Source organism: Hasllibacter sp. MH4015, from assembly GCF_020177575.1.
Lineage (GTDB): Bacteria > Pseudomonadota > Alphaproteobacteria > Rhodobacterales > Rhodobacteraceae > Gymnodinialimonas.
Window position 1 is genome coordinate 2,930,001 of record NZ_JAHTBK010000001.1, and the last position, 17,353, is coordinate 2,947,353.

General features: G+C 64.5%; 21 protein-coding genes (1 of these 21 running past the window's edge). 9 read left to right on the forward strand and 12 right to left on the reverse strand.

The window, feature by feature from the left end; genetic code table 11:
• From KUW62_RS14920 to KUW62_RS14930, 3 genes are all read right to left on the reverse strand, one after another.
• Nucleotides 1-75, reverse strand: the 5' portion of a protein-coding gene (locus KUW62_RS14920; protein ID WP_224816253.1) for a hypothetical protein. It extends 441 nt beyond the left edge of the window; the window shows 75 of its 516 coding nt (coding positions 1-75); the start codon lies at nt 73-75; its stop codon lies beyond the left edge, outside the window.
• A 17-nt stretch (nt 76-92) separates the two neighbouring features.
• Nucleotides 93-998: a protein-methionine-sulfoxide reductase catalytic subunit MsrP gene (msrP, locus tag KUW62_RS14925; RefSeq protein WP_224816254.1), complete on the reverse strand. Its 906-nt coding sequence runs from the start codon at nt 996-998 to the stop codon at nt 93-95.
• Between the two features lie 132 nt (nt 999-1,130).
• Nucleotides 1,131-2,627: an FMN-binding glutamate synthase family protein gene (locus KUW62_RS14930; protein WP_224817129.1), complete on the reverse strand. Its 1,497-nt coding sequence runs from the start codon at nt 2,625-2,627 to the stop codon at nt 1,131-1,133.
• 335 nt (nt 2,628-2,962) lie between these two features.
• Here KUW62_RS14930 and KUW62_RS14935 point away from each other — a divergent pair, with 335 nt between their 5' ends.
• The 3 genes from KUW62_RS14935 to KUW62_RS14945 all read left to right on the forward strand — a co-directional run bounded on the left by KUW62_RS14935 (nt 2,963) and on the right by KUW62_RS14945 (nt 4,945).
• Entirely contained in the window at nt 2,963-3,433 is a 471-nt protein-coding gene (locus tag KUW62_RS14935; RefSeq protein WP_224816255.1) for a fasciclin domain-containing protein, read from the forward strand.
• A 91-nt stretch (nt 3,434-3,524) separates the two neighbouring features.
• Nucleotides 3,525-4,031, forward strand: coding sequence for a fasciclin domain-containing protein (locus tag KUW62_RS14940; protein WP_224816256.1), 507 nt, complete (start codon nt 3,525-3,527; stop codon nt 4,029-4,031).
• Between the two features lie 146 nt (nt 4,032-4,177).
• Nucleotides 4,178-4,945 carry an SDR family NAD(P)-dependent oxidoreductase gene (locus KUW62_RS14945; protein ID WP_224816257.1) on the forward strand — a complete coding sequence of 256 codons (768 nt, stop codon included), beginning with the start codon at nt 4,178-4,180 and terminating at the stop codon, nt 4,943-4,945.
• A gap of 94 nt (nt 4,946-5,039) precedes the next feature.
• Here the strand turns inward: KUW62_RS14945 and KUW62_RS14950 are convergent, their stop codons facing one another.
• The 5 genes from KUW62_RS14950 to KUW62_RS14970 all read right to left on the reverse strand — a co-directional run bounded on the left by KUW62_RS14950 (nt 5,040) and on the right by KUW62_RS14970 (nt 10,234).
• Nucleotides 5,040-5,789: a M48 family metallopeptidase gene (locus KUW62_RS14950; protein ID WP_224816258.1), complete on the reverse strand. Its 750-nt coding sequence runs from the start codon at nt 5,787-5,789 to the stop codon at nt 5,040-5,042.
• Between the two features lie 145 nt (nt 5,790-5,934).
• Entirely contained in the window at nt 5,935-8,550 is a 2,616-nt protein-coding gene (gene clpB / locus KUW62_RS14955) for an ATP-dependent chaperone ClpB (protein ID WP_224816259.1), read from the reverse strand.
• Nucleotides 8,551-8,620: 70 nt separating this feature from the next.
• Nucleotides 8,621-9,148 (reverse strand): hypothetical protein, encoded by a 528-nt coding sequence (locus KUW62_RS14960; protein WP_224816260.1) that lies wholly within the window; start codon nt 9,146-9,148, stop codon nt 8,621-8,623.
• Nucleotides 9,149-9,401: 253 nt separating this feature from the next.
• Nucleotides 9,402-9,821 carry a DUF6855 family protein gene (locus KUW62_RS14965; protein WP_224816261.1) on the reverse strand — a complete coding sequence of 140 codons (420 nt, stop codon included), beginning with the start codon at nt 9,819-9,821 and terminating at the stop codon, nt 9,402-9,404.
• Nucleotides 9,818-10,234: an SRPBCC domain-containing protein gene (locus KUW62_RS14970; protein WP_224816262.1), complete on the reverse strand. Its 417-nt coding sequence runs from the start codon at nt 10,232-10,234 to the stop codon at nt 9,818-9,820. The genes KUW62_RS14965 and KUW62_RS14970 overlap by 4 nt, the downstream gene beginning before the upstream one ends.
• Before the next feature lie 75 nt (nt 10,235-10,309).
• Here KUW62_RS14970 and KUW62_RS14975 point away from each other — a divergent pair, with 75 nt between their 5' ends.
• The 4 genes from KUW62_RS14975 (at nt 10,310) to KUW62_RS14990 (ending at nt 13,036) form a co-directional block, all read left to right on the forward strand.
• On the forward strand, nt 10,310-10,927 hold the full coding sequence (locus KUW62_RS14975) for a YafY family protein (protein WP_224816263.1): 618 nt from the start codon (nt 10,310-10,312) through the stop codon (nt 10,925-10,927).
• Nucleotides 10,928-11,245: 318 nt separating this feature from the next.
• On the forward strand, nt 11,246-11,437 hold the full coding sequence (locus KUW62_RS14980; protein ID WP_224816264.1) for a hypothetical protein: 192 nt from the start codon (nt 11,246-11,248) through the stop codon (nt 11,435-11,437).
• Between the two features lie 61 nt (nt 11,438-11,498).
• Nucleotides 11,499-12,188, forward strand: a complete 690-nt coding sequence (gene pyrF / locus KUW62_RS14985) for an orotidine-5'-phosphate decarboxylase (RefSeq protein ID WP_224816265.1) — start codon at nt 11,499-11,501, stop codon at nt 12,186-12,188.
• A gap of 29 nt (nt 12,189-12,217) precedes the next feature.
• Nucleotides 12,218-13,036, forward strand: a complete 819-nt coding sequence (locus KUW62_RS14990; protein ID WP_224816266.1) for a GIY-YIG nuclease family protein — start codon at nt 12,218-12,220, stop codon at nt 13,034-13,036.
• Between the two features lie 9 nt (nt 13,037-13,045).
• On the opposite strand, the gene KUW62_RS14995 is transcribed toward KUW62_RS14990, so the two are convergent.
• Genes KUW62_RS14995 through KUW62_RS15005 form a run of 3 tightly spaced genes read right to left on the reverse strand, consistent with a single transcriptional unit; the run spans nt 13,046 to nt 15,061 of the window.
• A complete protein-coding gene (locus KUW62_RS14995; RefSeq protein ID WP_224816267.1) occupies nt 13,046-13,912 on the reverse strand; it encodes a hypothetical protein in 867 nt (288 codons plus the stop codon).
• Nucleotides 13,905-14,183 carry an NfeD family protein gene (locus KUW62_RS15000; RefSeq protein WP_224816268.1) on the reverse strand — a complete coding sequence of 93 codons (279 nt, stop codon included), beginning with the start codon at nt 14,181-14,183 and terminating at the stop codon, nt 13,905-13,907. The genes KUW62_RS14995 and KUW62_RS15000 overlap by 8 nt, the downstream gene beginning before the upstream one ends.
• Complete coding sequence (locus tag KUW62_RS15005; RefSeq protein ID WP_224816269.1) at nt 14,183-15,061, reverse strand: SPFH domain-containing protein; 879 nt, start codon at nt 15,059-15,061, stop codon at nt 14,183-14,185. Before KUW62_RS15005 ends, KUW62_RS15000 begins: the two co-directional genes overlap by 1 nt.
• A gap of 123 nt (nt 15,062-15,184) precedes the next feature.
• Between KUW62_RS15005 and KUW62_RS15010 the strand changes: the two genes are divergently transcribed.
• Nucleotides 15,185-15,640: a GNAT family N-acetyltransferase gene (locus KUW62_RS15010; RefSeq protein ID WP_224816270.1), complete on the forward strand. Its 456-nt coding sequence runs from the start codon at nt 15,185-15,187 to the stop codon at nt 15,638-15,640.
• A gap of 18 nt (nt 15,641-15,658) precedes the next feature.
• On the opposite strand, the gene KUW62_RS15015 is transcribed toward KUW62_RS15010, so the two are convergent.
• On the reverse strand, nt 15,659-15,970 hold the full coding sequence (locus KUW62_RS15015) for a hypothetical protein (RefSeq protein WP_224816271.1): 312 nt from the start codon (nt 15,968-15,970) through the stop codon (nt 15,659-15,661).
• A gap of 69 nt (nt 15,971-16,039) precedes the next feature.
• On the opposite strand from KUW62_RS15015, the gene KUW62_RS15020 reads away from it, so the two are divergent.
• Nucleotides 16,040-17,293, forward strand: coding sequence for a DNA polymerase IV (locus KUW62_RS15020; RefSeq protein WP_224816272.1), 1,254 nt, complete (start codon nt 16,040-16,042; stop codon nt 17,291-17,293).
• Nucleotides 17,294-17,353 lie beyond the last annotated feature (60 nt).

Genomic DNA, 17,353 nt, shown 5'->3' on the forward strand with positions numbered 1-17,353 from the left:
CTGGATCTCCGTGGCGGGCAAAGGCGCGTCTTGCGCCACGGCGAATGCCGGGATCGCGCCCGCTCCCAATGCCATTGCGCAGGCTCGCATCATCAGAAGTTGGCTTCCAGATCCATGCCTTCATAGAGGCCTGCGACCTCCTCCTCGTAGCCGTTAAACATCAGCGTCGGTTCGCGGCGCGCGAACAGCCCCCCGCCGATGCGCCGTTCGGAGGCCTGCGACCACCGCGGGTGAGAGACGTTGGGATTCACATTGCTATAGAAGCCGTATTCCCGCGGGTTCGCCATATTCCAGCTGGTCGGCGGCTCCTCCTCCGTCAGGGTGATGCGCACGATCGACTTGATGGATTTGAATCCGTATTTCCACGGCACGACCAGCCGCATAGGCGCGCCGTTCTGGTTGGGAATTTCGCGCCCGTAGATACCGGTCGCCATGATGGTCAGCGGATGCATCGCCTCGTCCAGCCGCAGACCCTCCCGGTAGGGCCAGTCAAGCACGGGGACGTTCACGCCCGGCATCTCGTCGGGGCGCAGCGCCGTCTCGAACGCGACATAGCGGGCGCCGTCCTGTACGCCCACGCGGTTCAGCAGATCGGCCAGCTCGAACCCGTTCCACGGGATCACCATCGACCACGCCTCCACGCAGCGGAAGCGATAGATCCGTTCCTCCACCTCGACGTCGGACATGATGTCTTCGAAGGAATAGGTGCCGGGACTGTCGACCAACCCGTCGATCTCCACCGACCAAGGGCTTGTCGTGAGGGTATGGGCATTGGCGGCGGGATCGCCCTTGCCCGTGCCGAATTCGTAGAAGTTGTTGTAGGTCGTGATCTCTTCCCACGTGTTTGGCTCCAGCGCCTCCTGCGCGGTCGCCCGTCCACCGATCAGCCCCGCCCCCAACAGCGCGCCGGTGCCGGCCATGATCTGGCGGCGATTCAGAAACAGGCGTTCGGGCGTCACGTCATCCCATGTCAGCTTGGATTGATAGCGGCGGGCCATGTGGGTCGTCTCCTCGTCCTAGGTCGGGGCCTTGATGCACCATAGATGTGCCATCCCCCAAGGGCTGACATCACTTATCACGGAACGGTTAAGCGGCGTGATTGGTTTCATCTCCACGCTGGCGATGCCCGGTCAGGCGGCATTCACCCCGTCGGGATAAAGGCGGTCCATCGGCAGGCTCGATCCATCGGGCTGCACGAGCCGCACATGTTCGCGGCGCATCTTCCTTGGCTCGCTCACCCCGACGGAATGGGCGATCACCTCCACCTCCTTGACGATATTCTTCGCGTAATTGGCGACGCGCATGTCCTTGTCCTCAACCACCAACCCCTCCTGGAAGCGCGGATTATGGGTCGTGATGCCGGTGGGACAGGTGTTCTTGTGACATTTGAGCGCCTGGATGCACCCCAGCGCGAACATGAAACCGCGCGCGGAGGTCACGAAATCCGCCCCCGCCGCCAGGGCCCAGGCGACGTCGCCGGGATTGACCAGCTTGCCCGAGGCGACGATCCGGATCCGTTCCCTCAAGCCCGCCTTGTTGCGCAGGTCGGTCAGAATCGGCAGCGCCTCCCGGATCGACATACCCACCAGGTCCATAAGCGGCATCGGCGCGGCTCCGGTTCCGCCCTCCCCACCGTCGAGCGTGATGAAGTCCGGCGCATGTTCGACGCCCCGCGCGCCGACCGCCGCGAAAAGGTCGATGAAGAATTGCTCGCTGCCCATCACCGTCTTGATGCCCACGGGCTTGCCTGTCACGCGTCGGATATGGCCGATCAGGTCCAGCAACTCTTCCGTGTTGCCCGCTTCCCTGTGGCGGTTGGGGCTGATCCCGTCGCGGCCCTTGGGCAGGCCCCGGATTTCCGCGATCTCGTCGGTGATCTTGGCGGCCGGCAGGATACCGCCCTTGCCGGGCTTGGCACCTTGGGCCAGCTTCAACTCGAACATCTTGACCTGCGGCTTGGCAGCGATCTCTTCCAACTTCTCGTCGCTCAGGTTTCCGTCGGCATCCCTGACCCCGTATTTCGCCGTGCCGATCTGGAAGACAAGGTCGCACCCCCCCTCAAGGTGATACGGGCTCAGCCCGCCTTCGCCCGTATTCATCCACGCCCCCGCCATCTGGCATCCCCGGCTCAGCGCGCGCACGGCGGGTTTGGAGATCGCGCCATAGCTCATTCCGGAAAGGTTGAAGAAACTGCCTGCCATGTAAGGTGTGTCGCAATGCGGCCCGATGGTCAGCGGCTCGGAGCTGGAGAATTGGTCGTCCAGCGGCGGAAAGGCCGAGGGTACGAACAAGGGAGTGCCCACCACGGTTATGTTGCGGGTAGAGCCGAATGGCAGGGTGGAGCTTTTGCCCTTGCCCGCGTGTTTCACCCATTCCCGCTGCGCCCGGTTGAACGGCAATTCCTCCCGATCCATGGCGAAGAAATACTGCCGGAAGAATTCACCAAGACTGCTGAACAATCCTCGGAACCGGCCAAGGACGGGATAATTGCGCCGGATCGCGTCGCCGGTCTGGAACCGATCGAGGAAGAACAGGACAACCACGGCCAGCACCGCCAACCCGATGACCAGCCAGAACGCGATCGCCATCGCCTCCAGAAACACGCTGACACTTTCCATCGTTGGCATGTCCATGGTCACTTCCCTTCGCGCTGTCCGAGGCCCGCACCATGTTTCGCCTGCCGGCGATCCACAAGTTTCGTCCGGCGAAATGATGCGAATTTTCGCGAAATTCATAACGGCCGATCACATGATTTCACCTCAATGTGACTGGAACGCCGAAATCGCCCAGGCTTAGGCGGCGCGGCCCGTCCGTCAAGCGGTCCGGCGGAAATTCGCTTCACTTGAAAGGATATGGGGCTGTCGCATCTCGCCTCTCGTCGGACGGCCCAAGCGTCCGGCCCCGGAACCGGGCACACCCTGCCCCGCCGGGTTGACTGACAGACAGCAGAGAGAGTTTCACAATGCGTAACGCAATGCTTGCCCTTGCCGCTTCCATCGCGCTGGCCGCACCCGCCTTCGCGGATGCCCACTCCAACACCATCGTCGATGTCGCAACCGAGGCCGGTTCCTTCACGACGCTTCTTGCCGCAGCCGAGGCCGCAGGCCTGGTCGAGACGCTTTCGGGCGAAGGCCCGCTAACCGTGTTCGCCCCCACCGATGAGGCATTTGCCGCACTGCCCGAAGGCACCGTTGAGGGCCTTCTGGAAGACACCGAGGCGCTGACGGCCATCCTCACTTACCACGTCGTGTCCGGTGCCGTGATGTCCGGTGATCTGACCGACGGCATGACCGCGGCCACCGTGAACGGTGCCGAGATCACCGTGTCGCTCGATCCGGTGATGATCAACGACGCCAATGTCGTGACCGCCGATATCGAGGCGTCCAACGGCGTCATCCACGTGATCGACTCGGTGCTGATGCCGCCGATGTAAGCCTCAAGGGATAGCGGGGGTGGCTTGGACAGCCGCCCCCGTTTTCCACGCAAGACCACTATCTGACACTCAACACCGAAAGGGGACCAAAATGGACCGTCGTCAATTCATCACCCGCACCGCAGGCCTCGCCGCCGCAGCACCCCTCGCTGGCCTTGCCACGCCTGCACTGGCCGTGACGGGCAGCTCCAACATCGTCGAACTGGCCGCCGCCACGCCAGACCTGTCGACCCTCGTGACCGCCGTTCAGGCCGCGGGCCTGGTCGACACGCTGTCGGGTCGCGGAAACTTCACGGTGTTCGCACCCACCAACCGTGCGTTCGACCATCTGCCCGCCGGTACGCTCGACGCGCTGCTGGCCGACATCCCGGCCCTGACCAACGTGCTGACCTACCACGTCTCGCCCGATTACTACCCCGCGTCCCAGTTCGTGGGCCAGGTGGGTGCCGTGCATCAGACCGTCCAGGGCCAGCCGATCCGTGTGGATGGCCGCTCGGGCACCGTTCTTCTGAACGGCAACACGCGCGTGACGACGGCGGATGTCTTCGCCTCCAACGGTGTTGTTCACATCATCGACGCCGTTCTGTTGCCGCACTGATCGGTCCCTATCAGTCCGGCAATCCGCCCCGCGCAGGTCGTCCCCCTGCGCGGGGCTTTCTTGTGGGCGGGCCGGGCGCATCTGTCGGCTTGCCTCCCGCTGCGCTCTGGGGTTCCCTGACGTGACACCGCATCGGAGGGACGTCCATGAAGACCGCCATTGTCACCGGCGCCGCGCGTGGCATCGGCCTTGCCACCACCGACGAATTCCTGTCCCTCGGCTGGCGCGTGGCCATGGTGGATTGGGACGGGGATGAATTGGCCGCCGTCGCCGCAACCCGCAGGGACGTCCTTGCCCTGCCCCACGACATCTCCAACCCGCAGCAGGTGGCGGCGAGCGTGCGCGAAACGCTGGATACGTTCGGCCAGGTGAATGCGCTGGTCAACAATGCCGGCATCGCGGATTTCGGACCCATCGAGGAGACGGATTTCGAGCGTTGGCGGCGGGTGATGGCGGTCAATCTCGACGGGACCTTCCTGATGTCCCAGGCTGCCACACCCGCGCTGAAGGACACGCGCGGCGCGATCGTGAACATCGCCTCCATTTCCGGCCTTCGCGCCTCCACCCTTCGCGTGGCCTATGGCACGTCGAAAGCCGCCGTGATCGCGCTGACGCAGCAGCAGGCGGTGGAATTGGGGGAGCATGGGATCCGCTGCAACGCGGTCGCGCCCGGGCCGGTTCGCACGAAGCTCGCCATGGCGGTCCATACGCCCGATATCATCGCGGCCTACCACGATGCCCTGCCGCTTAACCGCTACGGGACAGAGGATGAGCTTGCCCAGGCCATCGTGTTCCTGTGCTCGGACAAAGCAAGCTACATCACCGGGCAGTGCCTTGCGGTGGATGGCGGGTTCGAAGCGACGGGGATCGGGTTGCCTGCCTTGCGGGGCGGGGCCGAGGGTTATCAAGGTTGATAAAGCGGGTTATCCATCTGAAGCAAAAAGGAATATCTGTTTCCATTAACCTGATGTTAAGGAACTAGGCGCTACTCACGCACCTCTCCGGCAATCACGCAAGCTCGGGTAGCATATCCTCAATCGCCTCGATCCGCGCCTCGGGGGCGGGGTGGGTCGACAGGAATTCCGGCGCGTTGCGCTGCGCCATCGCATCCATGCGCCGCCACAATTCCGCGGCTTCCGCCGGGTCGTAGTCAGCCCGGTGCATCAGGCGCAGACCGTAGGCGTCAGCCTCGATCTCCTGCCGTCTGGAATACGGCAGCAGCAGGCCGTACTGCGCGCCGATCCCCAACGCCCCCGCAATCTCCCTCGCGTATTCGACGTCTCCCAGATCCAGGATCGTCTGCACGGCACGCAGCCCAAATTCCGTTGCCATCTGCGCCTCGACCCGCTCCTTCGAGTGGTCGGCGTCGATATGGCCGATTTCGTGCCCGATCACGGCGGCAAGTTGCGCGCGATTGGCAAAGACCTGGAACATGCCTTCGAACACGCCGATCTTGTTGCCCGGAAGCGCGAACGCATTGGCTTGCGGGCTTGCGAACACCGCCACTTCCCAATCGCGTGGGTCGCGGTCGTCGGCCTCAAGAAGCGCGCGGGCCGTCTCGGACAGGGCTGTTGTAAGCGTCGTGTTCGCGGACAGGGGGATCTCGCGGCGCATCTGGTCCCAACTTGCCTGACCCATCTGTTGCAGCTGCGCGTCCGACACGAGGTCGGGACGGCGGCACGCCGCAAGCGTCGGTGCGGCAAGGGCCGCCACGCCAAGGCTCAGGACGCGGCGCCGGGACAGGCAGGTGACACACATGATTGGACCTCCGTGACGAAAGGCAAACCCTGCGTGTGCGGAATTGGTTCCCGGCCTGGGGAGGCACCTTTTCCACCCACACACATGAAAACGCCCCGCCGGAAATCCGGCGGGGCGCTTCATAGTCTTGGTGGTCAGGCGCGCCTTAATGCACGACGGCATCGTCCGGTTTGGGCCGGTTGGACGCCGCCACACGGTCGCCCACGATCAAGCCATCGGCACCGGCGGAGACGCTGACCTCCGAGCCGTCGAAGACATCGCCGGACAGGATCATTTCCGCCAGCTGGTCCTGCAACGCCCGTTGGATCACCCGCTTGAGCGGCCGCGCGCCGAAGACCGGATCATAGCCTTCATCGGCGAGCCACGTCATCGCGCTGTCGTCGAGCGAGAGGTGGATCTTGCGATCCGCAAGACGCCGTTCCAACCGCTGCAACTGGATCTTCACGATGCCATCCATATCGTCCCGCGTCAGGCGGTCGAAGACGATCATGTCGTCCAGCCGGTTCAGGAATTCCGGGCGGAAATGAGCGCGCACCGCGTCTATCACGTCTTTCTTCGCCTGCCCTGCATCCGTCCCTTCCGGCAGATGGCTGAGCGCCTGTGAGCCGAGGTTCGATGTCAGCACGATCAGCGTCTGCTTGAAGTCGACAACCCGCCCCTGCCCATCGGTCAGGCGACCGTCATCAAGCACCTGGAGGAGCACATTGAAGACCTCCGGATGCGCCTTTTCGACCTCATCGAACAGGATCACCTGATAGGGGCGGCGGCGCACGGCCTCCGTCAGGACCCCGCCTTCGTCGTAGCCAACATAGCCCGGGGGCGCACCGATCAGGCGGGCGACCGCGTGCTTCTCCATAAACTCCGACATGTCGATGCGGACCATCGCCTGATCGTCGTCAAAGAGGTATTCGGCCAGCGCCTTGGTCAGCTCCGTCTTGCCGACGCCGGTCGGCCCGAGGAACAGGAAGCTGCCCAACGGCCGCCCCTCGTCCTGAAGACCTGCCCGCGCCCGGCGCACGGCCCGGCTGACGGCGGAGACGGCCTGTTGCTGGCCGATGACCCGTTTGCCAAGCTCCTCCTCCATGCGCAGCAGCTTCTCCCGCTCGCCTTCCAGCATCTTGGCCACTGGCACGCCGGTCCAGCGTTCGACAACTTCGGCGATCTGTTCGGGGCGCACGGCCTCTTCCACCATGACGTCCTCGTCCTGGCTTTCGGCGGCCTCAAGCTCCTTCTCAAGCTGCGGGATCACGCCATAGGACAACTCCCCGGCCTTGCCGAGATCGCCCCGGCGCTTGGCCTGGTCCAGTTCGGCGCGGGCCTGGTCCAGCCGCTCCTTGATCGTGCGCGCACTTTCCAGCTTGTCGCGTTCGGCCTGCCACTTGGCGGTCATCTCGGCGGATTGCTGTTGCAGGTCGCCAAGCTCCTTCTCCAGCTTCGCCAACCGGTCCTTGGAGGCGGCATCATCCTCCGCCTTCAGCGCCTCTGCCTCGATCTGCATCTGCAGGATCTGCCGGTCGAGTGCGTCCAGTTCCTCGGGTTTGGAATCGACCTCCATCCGCAGGCGCGACGCCGCTTCGTCCATCAGGTCGATGGCCTTGTCGGGCAGGAACCGGTCGGTGATGTAGCGATGGCTGAGCGTGGCCGCAGCGACCAGCGCGGAATCGGAAATCCGCACACCGTGGTGAAGCTCATACTTCTCCTTGATGCCGCGCAGGATGGATACCGTGTCCTCCACCGTGGGTTCTTCCACGACAAGGGGCTGGAACCGGCGGGCCAAAGCCGCGTCCTTCTCCACGTATTTCCGGTACTCATCGAGCGTCGTGGCACCGACGCAGTGCAATTCCCCGCGCGCGAGGGCGGGCTTGATCAGGTTGGCGGCATCCATTGCGCCGTCGGTTTTGCCCGCGCCCACAAGCGTGTGCATCTCGTCGATGAACAGGATGATTTCACCGGCGGCATTTGCGATTTCACCAAGGACGGCTTTCAGCCGTTCCTCGAACTCGCCGCGATACTTCGCGCCCGCAATCAGCGCGCCCATGTCCAGCGACATCAGCGTCTTGTTGCGGAGCGATTCCGGCACGTCGCCGTTGATGATGCGCAGCGCAAGGCCCTCGGCAATCGCGGTTTTACCCACGCCCGGCTCCCCGATCAGGACAGGGTTGTTCTTGGTCCTACGGCTCAGCACCTGCATGGCGCGGCGGATTTCCTCATCGCGGCCGATGATCGGGTCGATCTTGCCCTCGCGTGCTGCTTCCGTCAGGTCGCGGGCGTATTTGTTGAGCGCGTCGTAATTGTCCTCGGCCGACGCGCTGTCGGCGGTCTTGCCCTTGCGCAGATCGTTGATCGCGGCGTTGAGCGCCTGTGCGTTGACAGCACCGGCATCGAGCGCATCCTTGGCCTTGGATTTCACCATGGCAAGCGCCGTCAGAAGGCGTTCGACGGCTACGAAACTGTCGCCAGCTTTCTGGGCCAGCTTCTCCGCCTCATCCAGAACCTTGGTCGTTTGCTTGTCGAGGTAGACCTGCGCGCCATCGCCCGTCACCTTCGGCAATTTCGACATGGCAAGATCAAGCGTCTCGCGCACCCGCTCCGGTGCGCCGCCTGCGCGGGTGATCAGCGTGGTGGCCAACCCCTGCTCGTCGTCCATGAGGGCCTTCAGAAGATGCTCGGGCACCAGTTTCTGGTGATCCTCGCGTTGCGCGATGGTCTGGGCGGCCTGAAGGAAGCCGCGCGCGCGATCCGTGAACTTCTCCAAGTTCATATCGTGTCTCCTTATCAAAGCGCCCGTTTTGGCCCCTGCCCGCTTTGCGGCACATGGGGTCGGTCGGGCCTCACCGATCTAGATGGGGAGGGCGCGCGCCATTCTCAAGATCAATTCCGAACTCTGCGGCCAGCGCCTTCGACCGTGCCCGCATCGCGGCGGAGCGGTTGGTCAGCCCTTGCCTGATCCGGTCGCCAAGATCCTCGGACGCATCCGCGCCCCGGCAATAGGCGTCGAATGCCCAGACCCGGAGGAGGATCTTGTCGTGGCCGTAAAACAGAAAAAGATGCGGACGCAGGAGCCGTGCCGCGTCGGGCGCGTATTGGGCGCATTGCAGCAGGTGCAAAGCGGCGTCGGGCTTGGTGATGTCTGGCAGCCGGTCGAACAGCGTCGCCAGGTGGTGCTGTCCCAACCGGGCCTTTTCCACGAGCGCCTTGACAAGCCACGTGGCCGCGACCTCGTCGGAACCTGGAATAGCGGCGATCAGGGCCGCTTCGGCCTCGGGCGACAGGTCGTCGGCAAGGACGGCCTTGAGCGACGCGGTGTGTTTGCCGTCAAAAGCCGCAAGCGCGGCGGCGATATCCTTGGGCTGACGCATAGACCGGAGTTTGCACGGGAACGTCGAGCCGGTCCATCGCCGTCACGCCGGGGCCCTGCAACAGGCAAGGTCGCGACCATGTGCAAGCCGGGCGCGGGCCTGCCCGTGGGGGTGGCGCCCCGAACTTTCCGACTTGCCACTTTTTTCCGCCAAAGCCCCTCCAGACCATCAGCGTGGCGTTGCGTGGCCAAAGCGCCAGCCCGTCGGGACGGGCAGGCCCTCGCCCGGCGCCTTCGGCTTGATTCCGGGCGAGTTACCCCAAATCCCGCGCACGGATCCGGTTGCCCCTCGGCTTGTGTTCCAGCTCTGCCAGGCCCAGCAGCTCCAGCACCGGCCCCACATAATTCGCGAACCGCCCGCGATACCCCTTGCGCAGCCCGTAATACCCACCGACCGGATTGTCCGCATCCCGCGCCCAGGCCTCCAACGTGCCGCCCTTCACCGGCTTGCCCTCATCGGCATTGCCCAGATCGACCCAATCGCCCCGCCTGCGCAGCATCTCCGCCGCATCGTCCACCGCCCGCCATTGATAGCTCAACTGCGTCTTGCCGACCTGCACGACCAGGGCGGGCGGATCGCGGGTGTCGTCACGCCACGCCTGGTATTCGCTGCTTCCCGGCGGCGTCTTCAGCCGCCAGGGGTCGTCCGCCGTTCCGTCGCCATAGGTAATCATCTCACTGCCTCCCTCGCCAACGCGGCGGCGAATTGTTCCATGGATGCGGTCAGATCGGGGATTTGCTTGAAGATAATGCCCGCCATCGGACCAGTATAGTCTTCTCTCATGTGAAATTCGGTCCCATCCGCAACCGGGCGCAATCGGAACCACCGGGTGCCCCGGAACAGGCCAAGCGGCATCCCGCTTGACCACACCATCTCCCCCGGGGGATTCAACCTGTCCACGCGCAGTTTGAAGGCGCGTTTCGGATCGACTTCGGACCAGAGCGTGATGGTGCGCCCTTCCGCGATCTGCCCCTCGATCTTCGTGATGCCGAACGTCCCGTCCTGTAGACGGCGCGCATCGGTTAGGATCGGCCAGATCCGCTCCGGGCTTGCCGCAATCACCCGTTTCGCCTCGTAGAATCTCATGGCGCGTCCTTCAGCTGAGTCGCCCCTGCCTAGACCCCCTTACATGACATCTTCTGTCATGTTTAAATCCACCCCATGCGCGCGTCCCGCCTCCTCCGAATCCTCCTGATCCTGCAAAACCGGGGGCGCCGGACGGCGGCACAATTGGCGGCGGAGCTGGAATGCGTCCCCCGCACCATCCTGCGCGACGTCGATGCCATGACGGAGGCGGGCCTGCCGATCATTGTGCATCAAGGCAACCAGGGCGGGATCGAGTTGGGCTTCAACTACCGCACCCGCCTGACCGGCCTGACGGAGGAGGAAGCGCGCGCGATGGCGATCCAGCTGTCCGCGCCGACACACGCCATCGACGCACTCGGGATGCCCGCCGCCCTGCATTCGGCGCGCGCCAAGTTCATCGAAAGCCTGCCCGACCGCGCGCGAAAAGCAGCGGAGGCCGCGCTTGCCGAAATTTCCGTCGCCGCGCCGGACGTCGCATCCGATCCCTACGTCATCGCCTTGGCCGAGGCGGTGCGGGACCGCCGTATCGTTCGCCTGCGCGCGCGGTCCGGGGCCTCCGTCGAATGCCACCCCGCGCGGCTTTCCTTCGATGGCGTGGCCTGGGCGCTGCACGATGCCCGCGCGCCGGACGTCGCGATCCCGCAGGGCGATTGGGGCGATCTGAATATCTCCGCCCGCCGCTATTGCGACTGACGGGAAGCGCACGCCGGTTTTCCCCGCAAAATGCGCCTCTCGCCTCCCCACATCTAGTGCAAGGGACATTCCCCCGATGTCCTTCGGCCGCGCCGCCCTCCCCTCAATTCGGCGCGGCCACCCCTCCAAGATACATGCCCATGTTTCGGGCGTGTCGGTCCGGGCCGCAGTTTCGGTGTTTTGCGGTTCGGGCCGGTCTCACAGCCCCGGAAAACCGGGGGTTGAGGTAAGGGGAACCATATCTCGACATGTTGAGTTGTACGTGAACATAACCCCCATAGATGGTGGTTTACGACCCCGTTAACTGGAGTATCGCTGATGTCGACCCAAGCCCTGAGTTTGCACCGCGTCGCTTATGATCCTGAAATGTCCGCCTTCCGTGCCGAGGCGCAGATCCTCGATGCCAGTGGCATCCACCGCCGCCCGATCCTGTGGCGCGGCCCCACCACGGCGGATTTCAAGCGCATCGCGCGCGGCCTGCGGGACGCGGCGCTTGGCGGCACCGCCTGACATGGACTTCCCCCGCCCGCGTCCCTAAACGAGGCGCGTGAGTTGAACCGGGGGAATGGCCATGGCCGATGATCGTCTAATCGTGGCGCTTGATGTGCCAAACGTGGTCCAGGGCCTCGACCTGGCGGAGCGTCTGGGCGACAGTGTCAGCTTCTACAAGATCGGGCTCGGCATGTTGACGGGCGGCGGGCTGGCGCTGGCCAATGAGCTGAAGCAGGACCACGGCAAACGCATCTTCCTCGACATGAAGCTCTTCGATATCAGCGCCACGGTGGAGGCGGCGGTGCGCGGCCTCAGCCAGTTCAATCTCGATTTCCTGACCGTCCATGGCGATCCGCACGTGGTGCGTGCCGCGAAGGCAGGCGCTGCGGGATCGGACACGAAAATCCTCGCCGTGACCATTCTGACCTCGCTCGACCGCGCCGATCTCGACGCTTCGCTGATCCGCGACGGCGCGATCCCCGACCTGGTCGCCGAGCGCGCCAGCCGCGCGTTCGAGGCGGGGGCCGATGGCGTCATCGCCTCCCCCCAGGAAGCCGCGATGATCCGTGGATTGCCCGAGGCCGATGGACGCCTGATCGTCACCCCCGGCGTGCGCCCGACCGGCGCGGCGCTCGGCGACCAGAAACGCGTCTCCACCCCGCGCGAGGCGATCGCGGCCGGAGCCGACCACATCGTCGTGGGCCGCCCGATCTGGCAACACCAGGACCCGCGCGCCGCGGCTCAGATGGTGGTGTCGGAATTGCCATGAGCCTTACTCTCACGACCCTTCTGAGGGCCATGTACCCGGCATTCTCGCCGCTCCAGACGAAACTGCATCTGGCACAATGGAACGGGTTGGAGCACCCGCTGGAGGTGTTCGAGGCGGGAGATTTCGATGTCTGGCAAGCCGCTCAGACGGCCAGGAATTTCAACCGGGATTTTGTCGTTTCTCTGATCGCTACGCCTTCACCGGACACCTGGCTCTTCGCCGGCTGCTGGCATGTGGAGGGCGATCCGGATTTTGGCCCGGCGGACTATGACACGCTGGTAGGGCGCAACGGACCAGACACTTACAACTATACGCTCACGCCGGTTGCGGCGACCGCCGATCTGTCGGGGCGATTGAACATCCGCTACATCAAGACCGCGCGCGCATCGTATCGCCTGTTTGAAACACTATCGGACCAATTGCTTGTCTCCTCCCTCATGGATGCTCCTCGCGGAACCCCGCGTTTCCGTGGCTATCGATCTGTCCGGCTAAAGTGGCGAACACTGCAGCGGATCATAGCCGAGCGTCCCGACGATTGGAGGACGGCCTTGTCGTCTGTCGGGGGCGTCTACCTGATCGTGACCGCCGATGGTCATCAATATGTTGGTTCTGCCCACGGCGAAGAAGGTTTTTGGCGCAGGTGGTCCACCTATGTCGAGACCGGAGGCCATGGCGGAAACGTTGGGTTACAGGCATTGATGCGGGATCAGGCCGACGTTACCCAGTCGTTTCAATTCTCAATCCTCGAAACAGCAGATACGGGGGCGTCGCGTGAACACATCATCGCACGCGAAAGCCATTGGAAACACGTTCTGGGGTCGCGATCTACGGGATTGAACCTCAACTAGCGCCGCGGCTCAGATGGTGGTGTCGGAATTGCCGGCCTGACCCTTTTCACGCGCCTTCTGCATCGCGCGTACCTCGGCCCGCGTGGGCGGAAGCGTCAGATCATCGAGCGTGTCGCAGTAGAATGCGAAGGAATTCGGCAGCCAGAACCGCGCCTCCAGGCTGCGGTGCTGGGTGGCGGCGAAACCCACGATGGGCGATTCCATATCGACCTCGTCGCGCCCCAGCGTCGGATGGGCCATGTCCATCATCAGGCAGGCCATGGCCGCGACACCCTCGGGCGTGGCCTCGAAGATGATCTGATCTGCCGCCGCCGGATCGAAGTCGACATGGTGGGCATCCGCCGCGCCCCAGCCATAGGCGAAAAAGGGGCGGTCCTGCGGATCGACCCTGTGGACGGGCGCCATGGCCCGATCCGCGAAAGGATGGCGCCAGACTTCCTGCGGCCAGTATTCGTACCCGGTGAATTGCTGCGGTTTCTGGCCGAAAAGCTTGTGGTCACGCGGCATCGGGTGGTCGATACGGGTATAAAAGGTCCGGGCGCGGCTCGTCGGATGGGTCAGGGTCAGACCCGCCCATTCGCGGCCCGACAAAAGCAGATGCATCAGCCACAGCCCGAACCGGCGCATCCCCTCAGCCTCGGCATAGACCTCGAACCCGTGGCTGACCCCGATCACCTCGAACGGCAGATCGTTGCCGGCGCTGTCACCGGCCCATCCCATGCTGCGCAGAAAGGCGGTGTCGATGACCATGCCACCGAATTCGGTAAGGTCGGCCAGCGCGTCCGGGAAATCCGCGGGCCGGAAGGTCAGGTCATCGTCCGGCCCAAGCGCCGCCACCTTCTCGGACAGCGGCGCATAGACCGACAGATCAGTCATTGATGTCGTGGTCGAAATTCTTCACCTGCCCCTGATACACGCCCAGCCAGCGCCGCAGCCCCAGCCAGGAAATCAGCGAAAGCACCGCGAAGACGACCAGAAGGATCGGCAGGGAAGCCGCCACGGGCACACCTATCAAGAGCAGGAACGCGATGATCCCCGCACCGATCCCGAACCCCAGCAGCAGGTAGGAGGGCAACAGAACCTCTCCCACCGCCAGTGCGATGGCCGCAACACCCCAGACCCACCATTGGCTCCATAGCGGGTCCATCAGCTGCGCCCTTTCAACATCTGGAACGCCTTGCCGAAGGCATCCACGGCGTCCGCGGGAACCACGATCGTATTACTGCCCGCTCCCGACGACATGGTTCCGATGGCTTTCACCTGCTCCAGCGCGATGTTGTATTGCACCGCTTCCAGCCCGCCCTTGGCGATGGCTTCGGCCACGACGCCCGTGGCGTAGGCTTCGGCGTCCGCGGTGATGCGGCGGGCCTCGGCCACCTGCTTGGCCTCGTAAAGCTGCGCGTCGGCGGCCAGCTCCACCGCCCGGCGCTGACCTTCGGCGCGGGTCACGGCGGCGCGCCGCTCGCGTTCCGCATTCAACTGCTGCAACATCGCGTCGCGCGTTGCCTGGTCAAGGTTCACGTCGAGGATTTCGGCCCGCGTCACCTCGATCCCCCAATCGTTCACCGCCTCTTCCACCTGCGCCTTGATCTGCGTGATGAGGGCGGAGCGGTTCGATTGCACCTCGTCGAGGTCCATCTTGCCCATCTCGGCCCGCACGATCCCGGCGACGGTCGTGGCGATCGCGCCATCCACGTCCCGGATACGGTAGACGGTCTTTTCCGGCTCCAGGATGCGATAGAAGACGGATGTGTCGATCTTCACCAGCACGTTGTCCTTGGTGATCGCGTCCTGCTCGGCATTGGGCAGCTGACGCTCCAGCACCGACACCTTGTGGGCCACCCGGTCCAGGAAGGGCACGATGAAGTTGATCCCCGGCCCCAGCACCGATTTGAGGCGGCCGAACCGCTCGATCACATGTTTTTCCGATTGCGGCACGATGCGGATCGCAAGGAATACGCACAGGATCAGGAATACGAATACGGCAAGCAGGAACAGGTTCCCGCCCAGAATATCTTCGAGCATGGCTAAAATTCCTCTGAATTGATCTTCGATCTTCATATGCTGAGGATATGCGGGTTTGGAGCCTCCGACTCCACCCCTAATCGACGGCGGAAATCCCGCAAAACGCAGCGAAAGGGCCTGAAAGTGACGATCCCGATGCGCAGGGCAGGACCCGAGGATGCGGATGCCGTCGCCGCCCTGGTCGACGCGGCCTATCGCCCCTGGATAGACGTCATGGGCATGACACCCGGCCCGATGCTGGACGATTACGCCGCGCGGATCGCACAGGATTGGGTCGGGCTGCGCGACGATGCGCAGGGACTGGCGGAGGTCATGGTGCTGATCGAGACCGATGATGCGCTGTTGCTCGACAACCTCGCCATCCGTCCCGACCTACAGGGACAGGGGCGCGGCAAGGGCCTGCTCGATGTGGCCGAAGCCGTCGCGCGGGACCGGGGTTTCACCCGCCTTCGCCTTTACGCGCACGAGAAGATGGCGGCCAATATCGCGTTCTATTCGCGCCACGGCTTTGCCATCACCCACCGCGTCACGGAACACGGGCTGCGCCGCGTCTACATGGAAAAACCGCTCACCCCTTGAACGCCGGGTGCCGCGTGGTCAGGCCAGCGCGATCCGCATCGGCCCTTTGCCCGGAAGCCGCACGACCTCTCCGCGCACTTCCATCTCCAGCTTCACCGTCACCACGTGCCAGCCCAGCTTGCCCAGCCGCTCCAGATCATCGGGCTCCATTCTTGCGCCCACCGCGTCACGCAGGTCCCTGTTCAGCATCCCCTCCGCGCCCGCCTCTTCCAGCACGGCGCGAATGGCGGCCCGGACGGCCTCGAATTTCCAGACCGGGATATTGCTCGTCGCGCCCTTGCCCTCCGCCGGAGTGCGGCAGGCGATCCGCTCTTCACTGTCCTTCGCCATGGCGCATCCTCCTCCCGCGCCTGACTACCACATCTTCCGGCCCGGCCCAAAGGCGCGTATCCTGCGCCCATGCCCGCCCTTTGCCGTGATTGCCTGGAAACCTTCGACAATGCACGCCGCTGCCCGGCCTGCCGGTCGCCGCGCGTCACCTCGCATCCGGAGCTTTACGATCTTCCCATCGCCCACATGGATTGCGACGCCTTCTATGCCTCCGTCGAAAAGCGCGACAATCCGGAGCTGCGCGACAAGCCCGTCATCATCGGCGGCGGGCGGCGCGGCGTCGTCTCCACCGCCTGCTACATCGCGCGGATCAAGGGCGTGCGCTCGGCCATGCCGATGTTCCAGGCCCTTAAACTCTGCCCCGAAGCGGTGGTCGTGCGCGGCCGGATGGACACCTATGTGGAGGTCTCCAAACAGATCCGCCAGATGATGGAGGAGATGACGCCCTCCATCGAACCCCTGTCGCTGGACGAGGCGTTCATGGACCTCACCGGCACCGCCCGCGTCCATGGCCGCCCACCCGCCGTGATGCTCGCCCGCCTCGTGAAGCGGATGCGGGACGAGATCGGGATCACCGGCTCCATCGGCCTCAGCCACAACAAGTTCCTGGCCAAGATCGCGTCGGATCTCGACAAACCGCGCGGCTTCTCGGTGATCGGCGCGGCGGAAACGCAGGACTTCCTGTCGGACAAACCCGTGCGGCTCATCTGGGGCATCGGCGCGGTCGGGCAGGCCTCGCTCAACAAGGCCGGCATCCACACCTTCGCGGACCTGCAAAGGTGGCAGAGGGAGGCGCTCCACGACCGCTTCGGCTCCATGGGGGAACGGCTCTGGCATCTGGCACGCGGCGAGGACCACCGGTCGGTCAAACGCAACCGCCCCGTCAAGGGCGTGTCGAACGAGACCACGTTCAACGACGACATCGCCGATACCGACCTTCTGGACGGCCATATCTGGCGCATGGCGGAAAAGGTGTCTGACCGCCTGAAGGCCAAAGGCATTGCCGGGCGCACGGTCACGCTGAAACTCAAGCGGGCCGATTTTAAACTGATCACGCGGCGCTCCACGCTGCCCGATGCGACCCAGACGGCGGATCGCATCTATTCCACCGCGCGGGCGCTCTTCGACCGGATGGAGCACCCCGATCCCTACCGCCTCCTGGGCGTGGGCGTGTCGGACCTGATCCCGGCGGAGCAGGCCGATCGGGAGGGGAATTTGCTCGACCCGCAGGAGGCCGCGCGGCTCAAGGCCGAACGGGCCACCGACGTGATCCGCGACCGCTTCGGGGCCGACGCGATCCTCAAGGGCCGCGCCCTGCGCTAAGGCTCTGGCCTTCTTTGCTTCGAAAATACCTCGGGGGGGCAAGGGGGGCCGCGCCCCCCA

Bases quoted from the DNA above. Each gene is read 5' to 3' on its own strand.
- KUW62_RS15015 (WP_224816271.1), bottom strand. From the start codon at position 15,970: ATGGCGAAGGACAGTGAAGAGCGGATCGCCTGCCGCACTCCGGCGGAG.
- KUW62_RS14970 (WP_224816262.1), bottom strand. From the start codon at position 10,234: ATGAGATTCTACGAGGCGAAACGGGTGATTGCGGCAAGCCCGGAGCGG.
- KUW62_RS14945 (WP_224816257.1), top strand. From the start codon at position 4,178: ATGAAGACCGCCATTGTCACCGGCGCCGCGCGTGGCATCGGCCTTGCC.
- KUW62_RS14960 (WP_224816260.1), bottom strand. From the start codon at position 9,148: ATGCGTCAGCCCAAGGATATCGCCGCCGCGCTTGCGGCTTTTGACGGC.
- msrP (WP_224816254.1), bottom strand. From the start codon at position 998: ATGGCCCGCCGCTATCAATCCAAGCTGACATGGGATGACGTGACGCCC.
- KUW62_RS15020 (WP_224816272.1), top strand. From the start codon at position 16,040: ATGCCCGCCCTTTGCCGTGATTGCCTGGAAACCTTCGACAATGCACGC.
- KUW62_RS15000 (WP_224816268.1), bottom strand. From the start codon at position 14,183: ATGGACCCGCTATGGAGCCAATGGTGGGTCTGGGGTGTTGCGGCCATC.
- KUW62_RS14995 (WP_224816267.1), bottom strand. From the start codon at position 13,912: ATGACTGATCTGTCGGTCTATGCGCCGCTGTCCGAGAAGGTGGCGGCG.
- KUW62_RS14930 (WP_224817129.1), bottom strand. From the start codon at position 2,627: ATGCCAACGATGGAAAGTGTCAGCGTGTTTCTGGAGGCGATGGCGATC.
- KUW62_RS14990 (WP_224816266.1), top strand. From the start codon at position 12,218: ATGTACCCGGCATTCTCGCCGCTCCAGACGAAACTGCATCTGGCACAA.
- KUW62_RS15005 (WP_224816269.1), bottom strand. From the start codon at position 15,061: ATGCTCGAAGATATTCTGGGCGGGAACCTGTTCCTGCTTGCCGTATTC.
- pyrF (WP_224816265.1), top strand. From the start codon at position 11,499: ATGGCCGATGATCGTCTAATCGTGGCGCTTGATGTGCCAAACGTGGTC.
- KUW62_RS14980 (WP_224816264.1), top strand. From the start codon at position 11,246: ATGTCGACCCAAGCCCTGAGTTTGCACCGCGTCGCTTATGATCCTGAA.
- KUW62_RS14935 (WP_224816255.1), top strand. From the start codon at position 2,963: ATGCGTAACGCAATGCTTGCCCTTGCCGCTTCCATCGCGCTGGCCGCA.
- KUW62_RS14950 (WP_224816258.1), bottom strand. From the start codon at position 5,789: ATGTGTGTCACCTGCCTGTCCCGGCGCCGCGTCCTGAGCCTTGGCGTG.
- KUW62_RS14940 (WP_224816256.1), top strand. From the start codon at position 3,525: ATGGACCGTCGTCAATTCATCACCCGCACCGCAGGCCTCGCCGCCGCA.
- KUW62_RS14975 (WP_224816263.1), top strand. From the start codon at position 10,310: ATGCGCGCGTCCCGCCTCCTCCGAATCCTCCTGATCCTGCAAAACCGG.
- clpB (WP_224816259.1), bottom strand. From the start codon at position 8,550: ATGAACTTGGAGAAGTTCACGGATCGCGCGCGCGGCTTCCTTCAGGCC.
- KUW62_RS14965 (WP_224816261.1), bottom strand. From the start codon at position 9,821: ATGATTACCTATGGCGACGGAACGGCGGACGACCCCTGGCGGCTGAAG.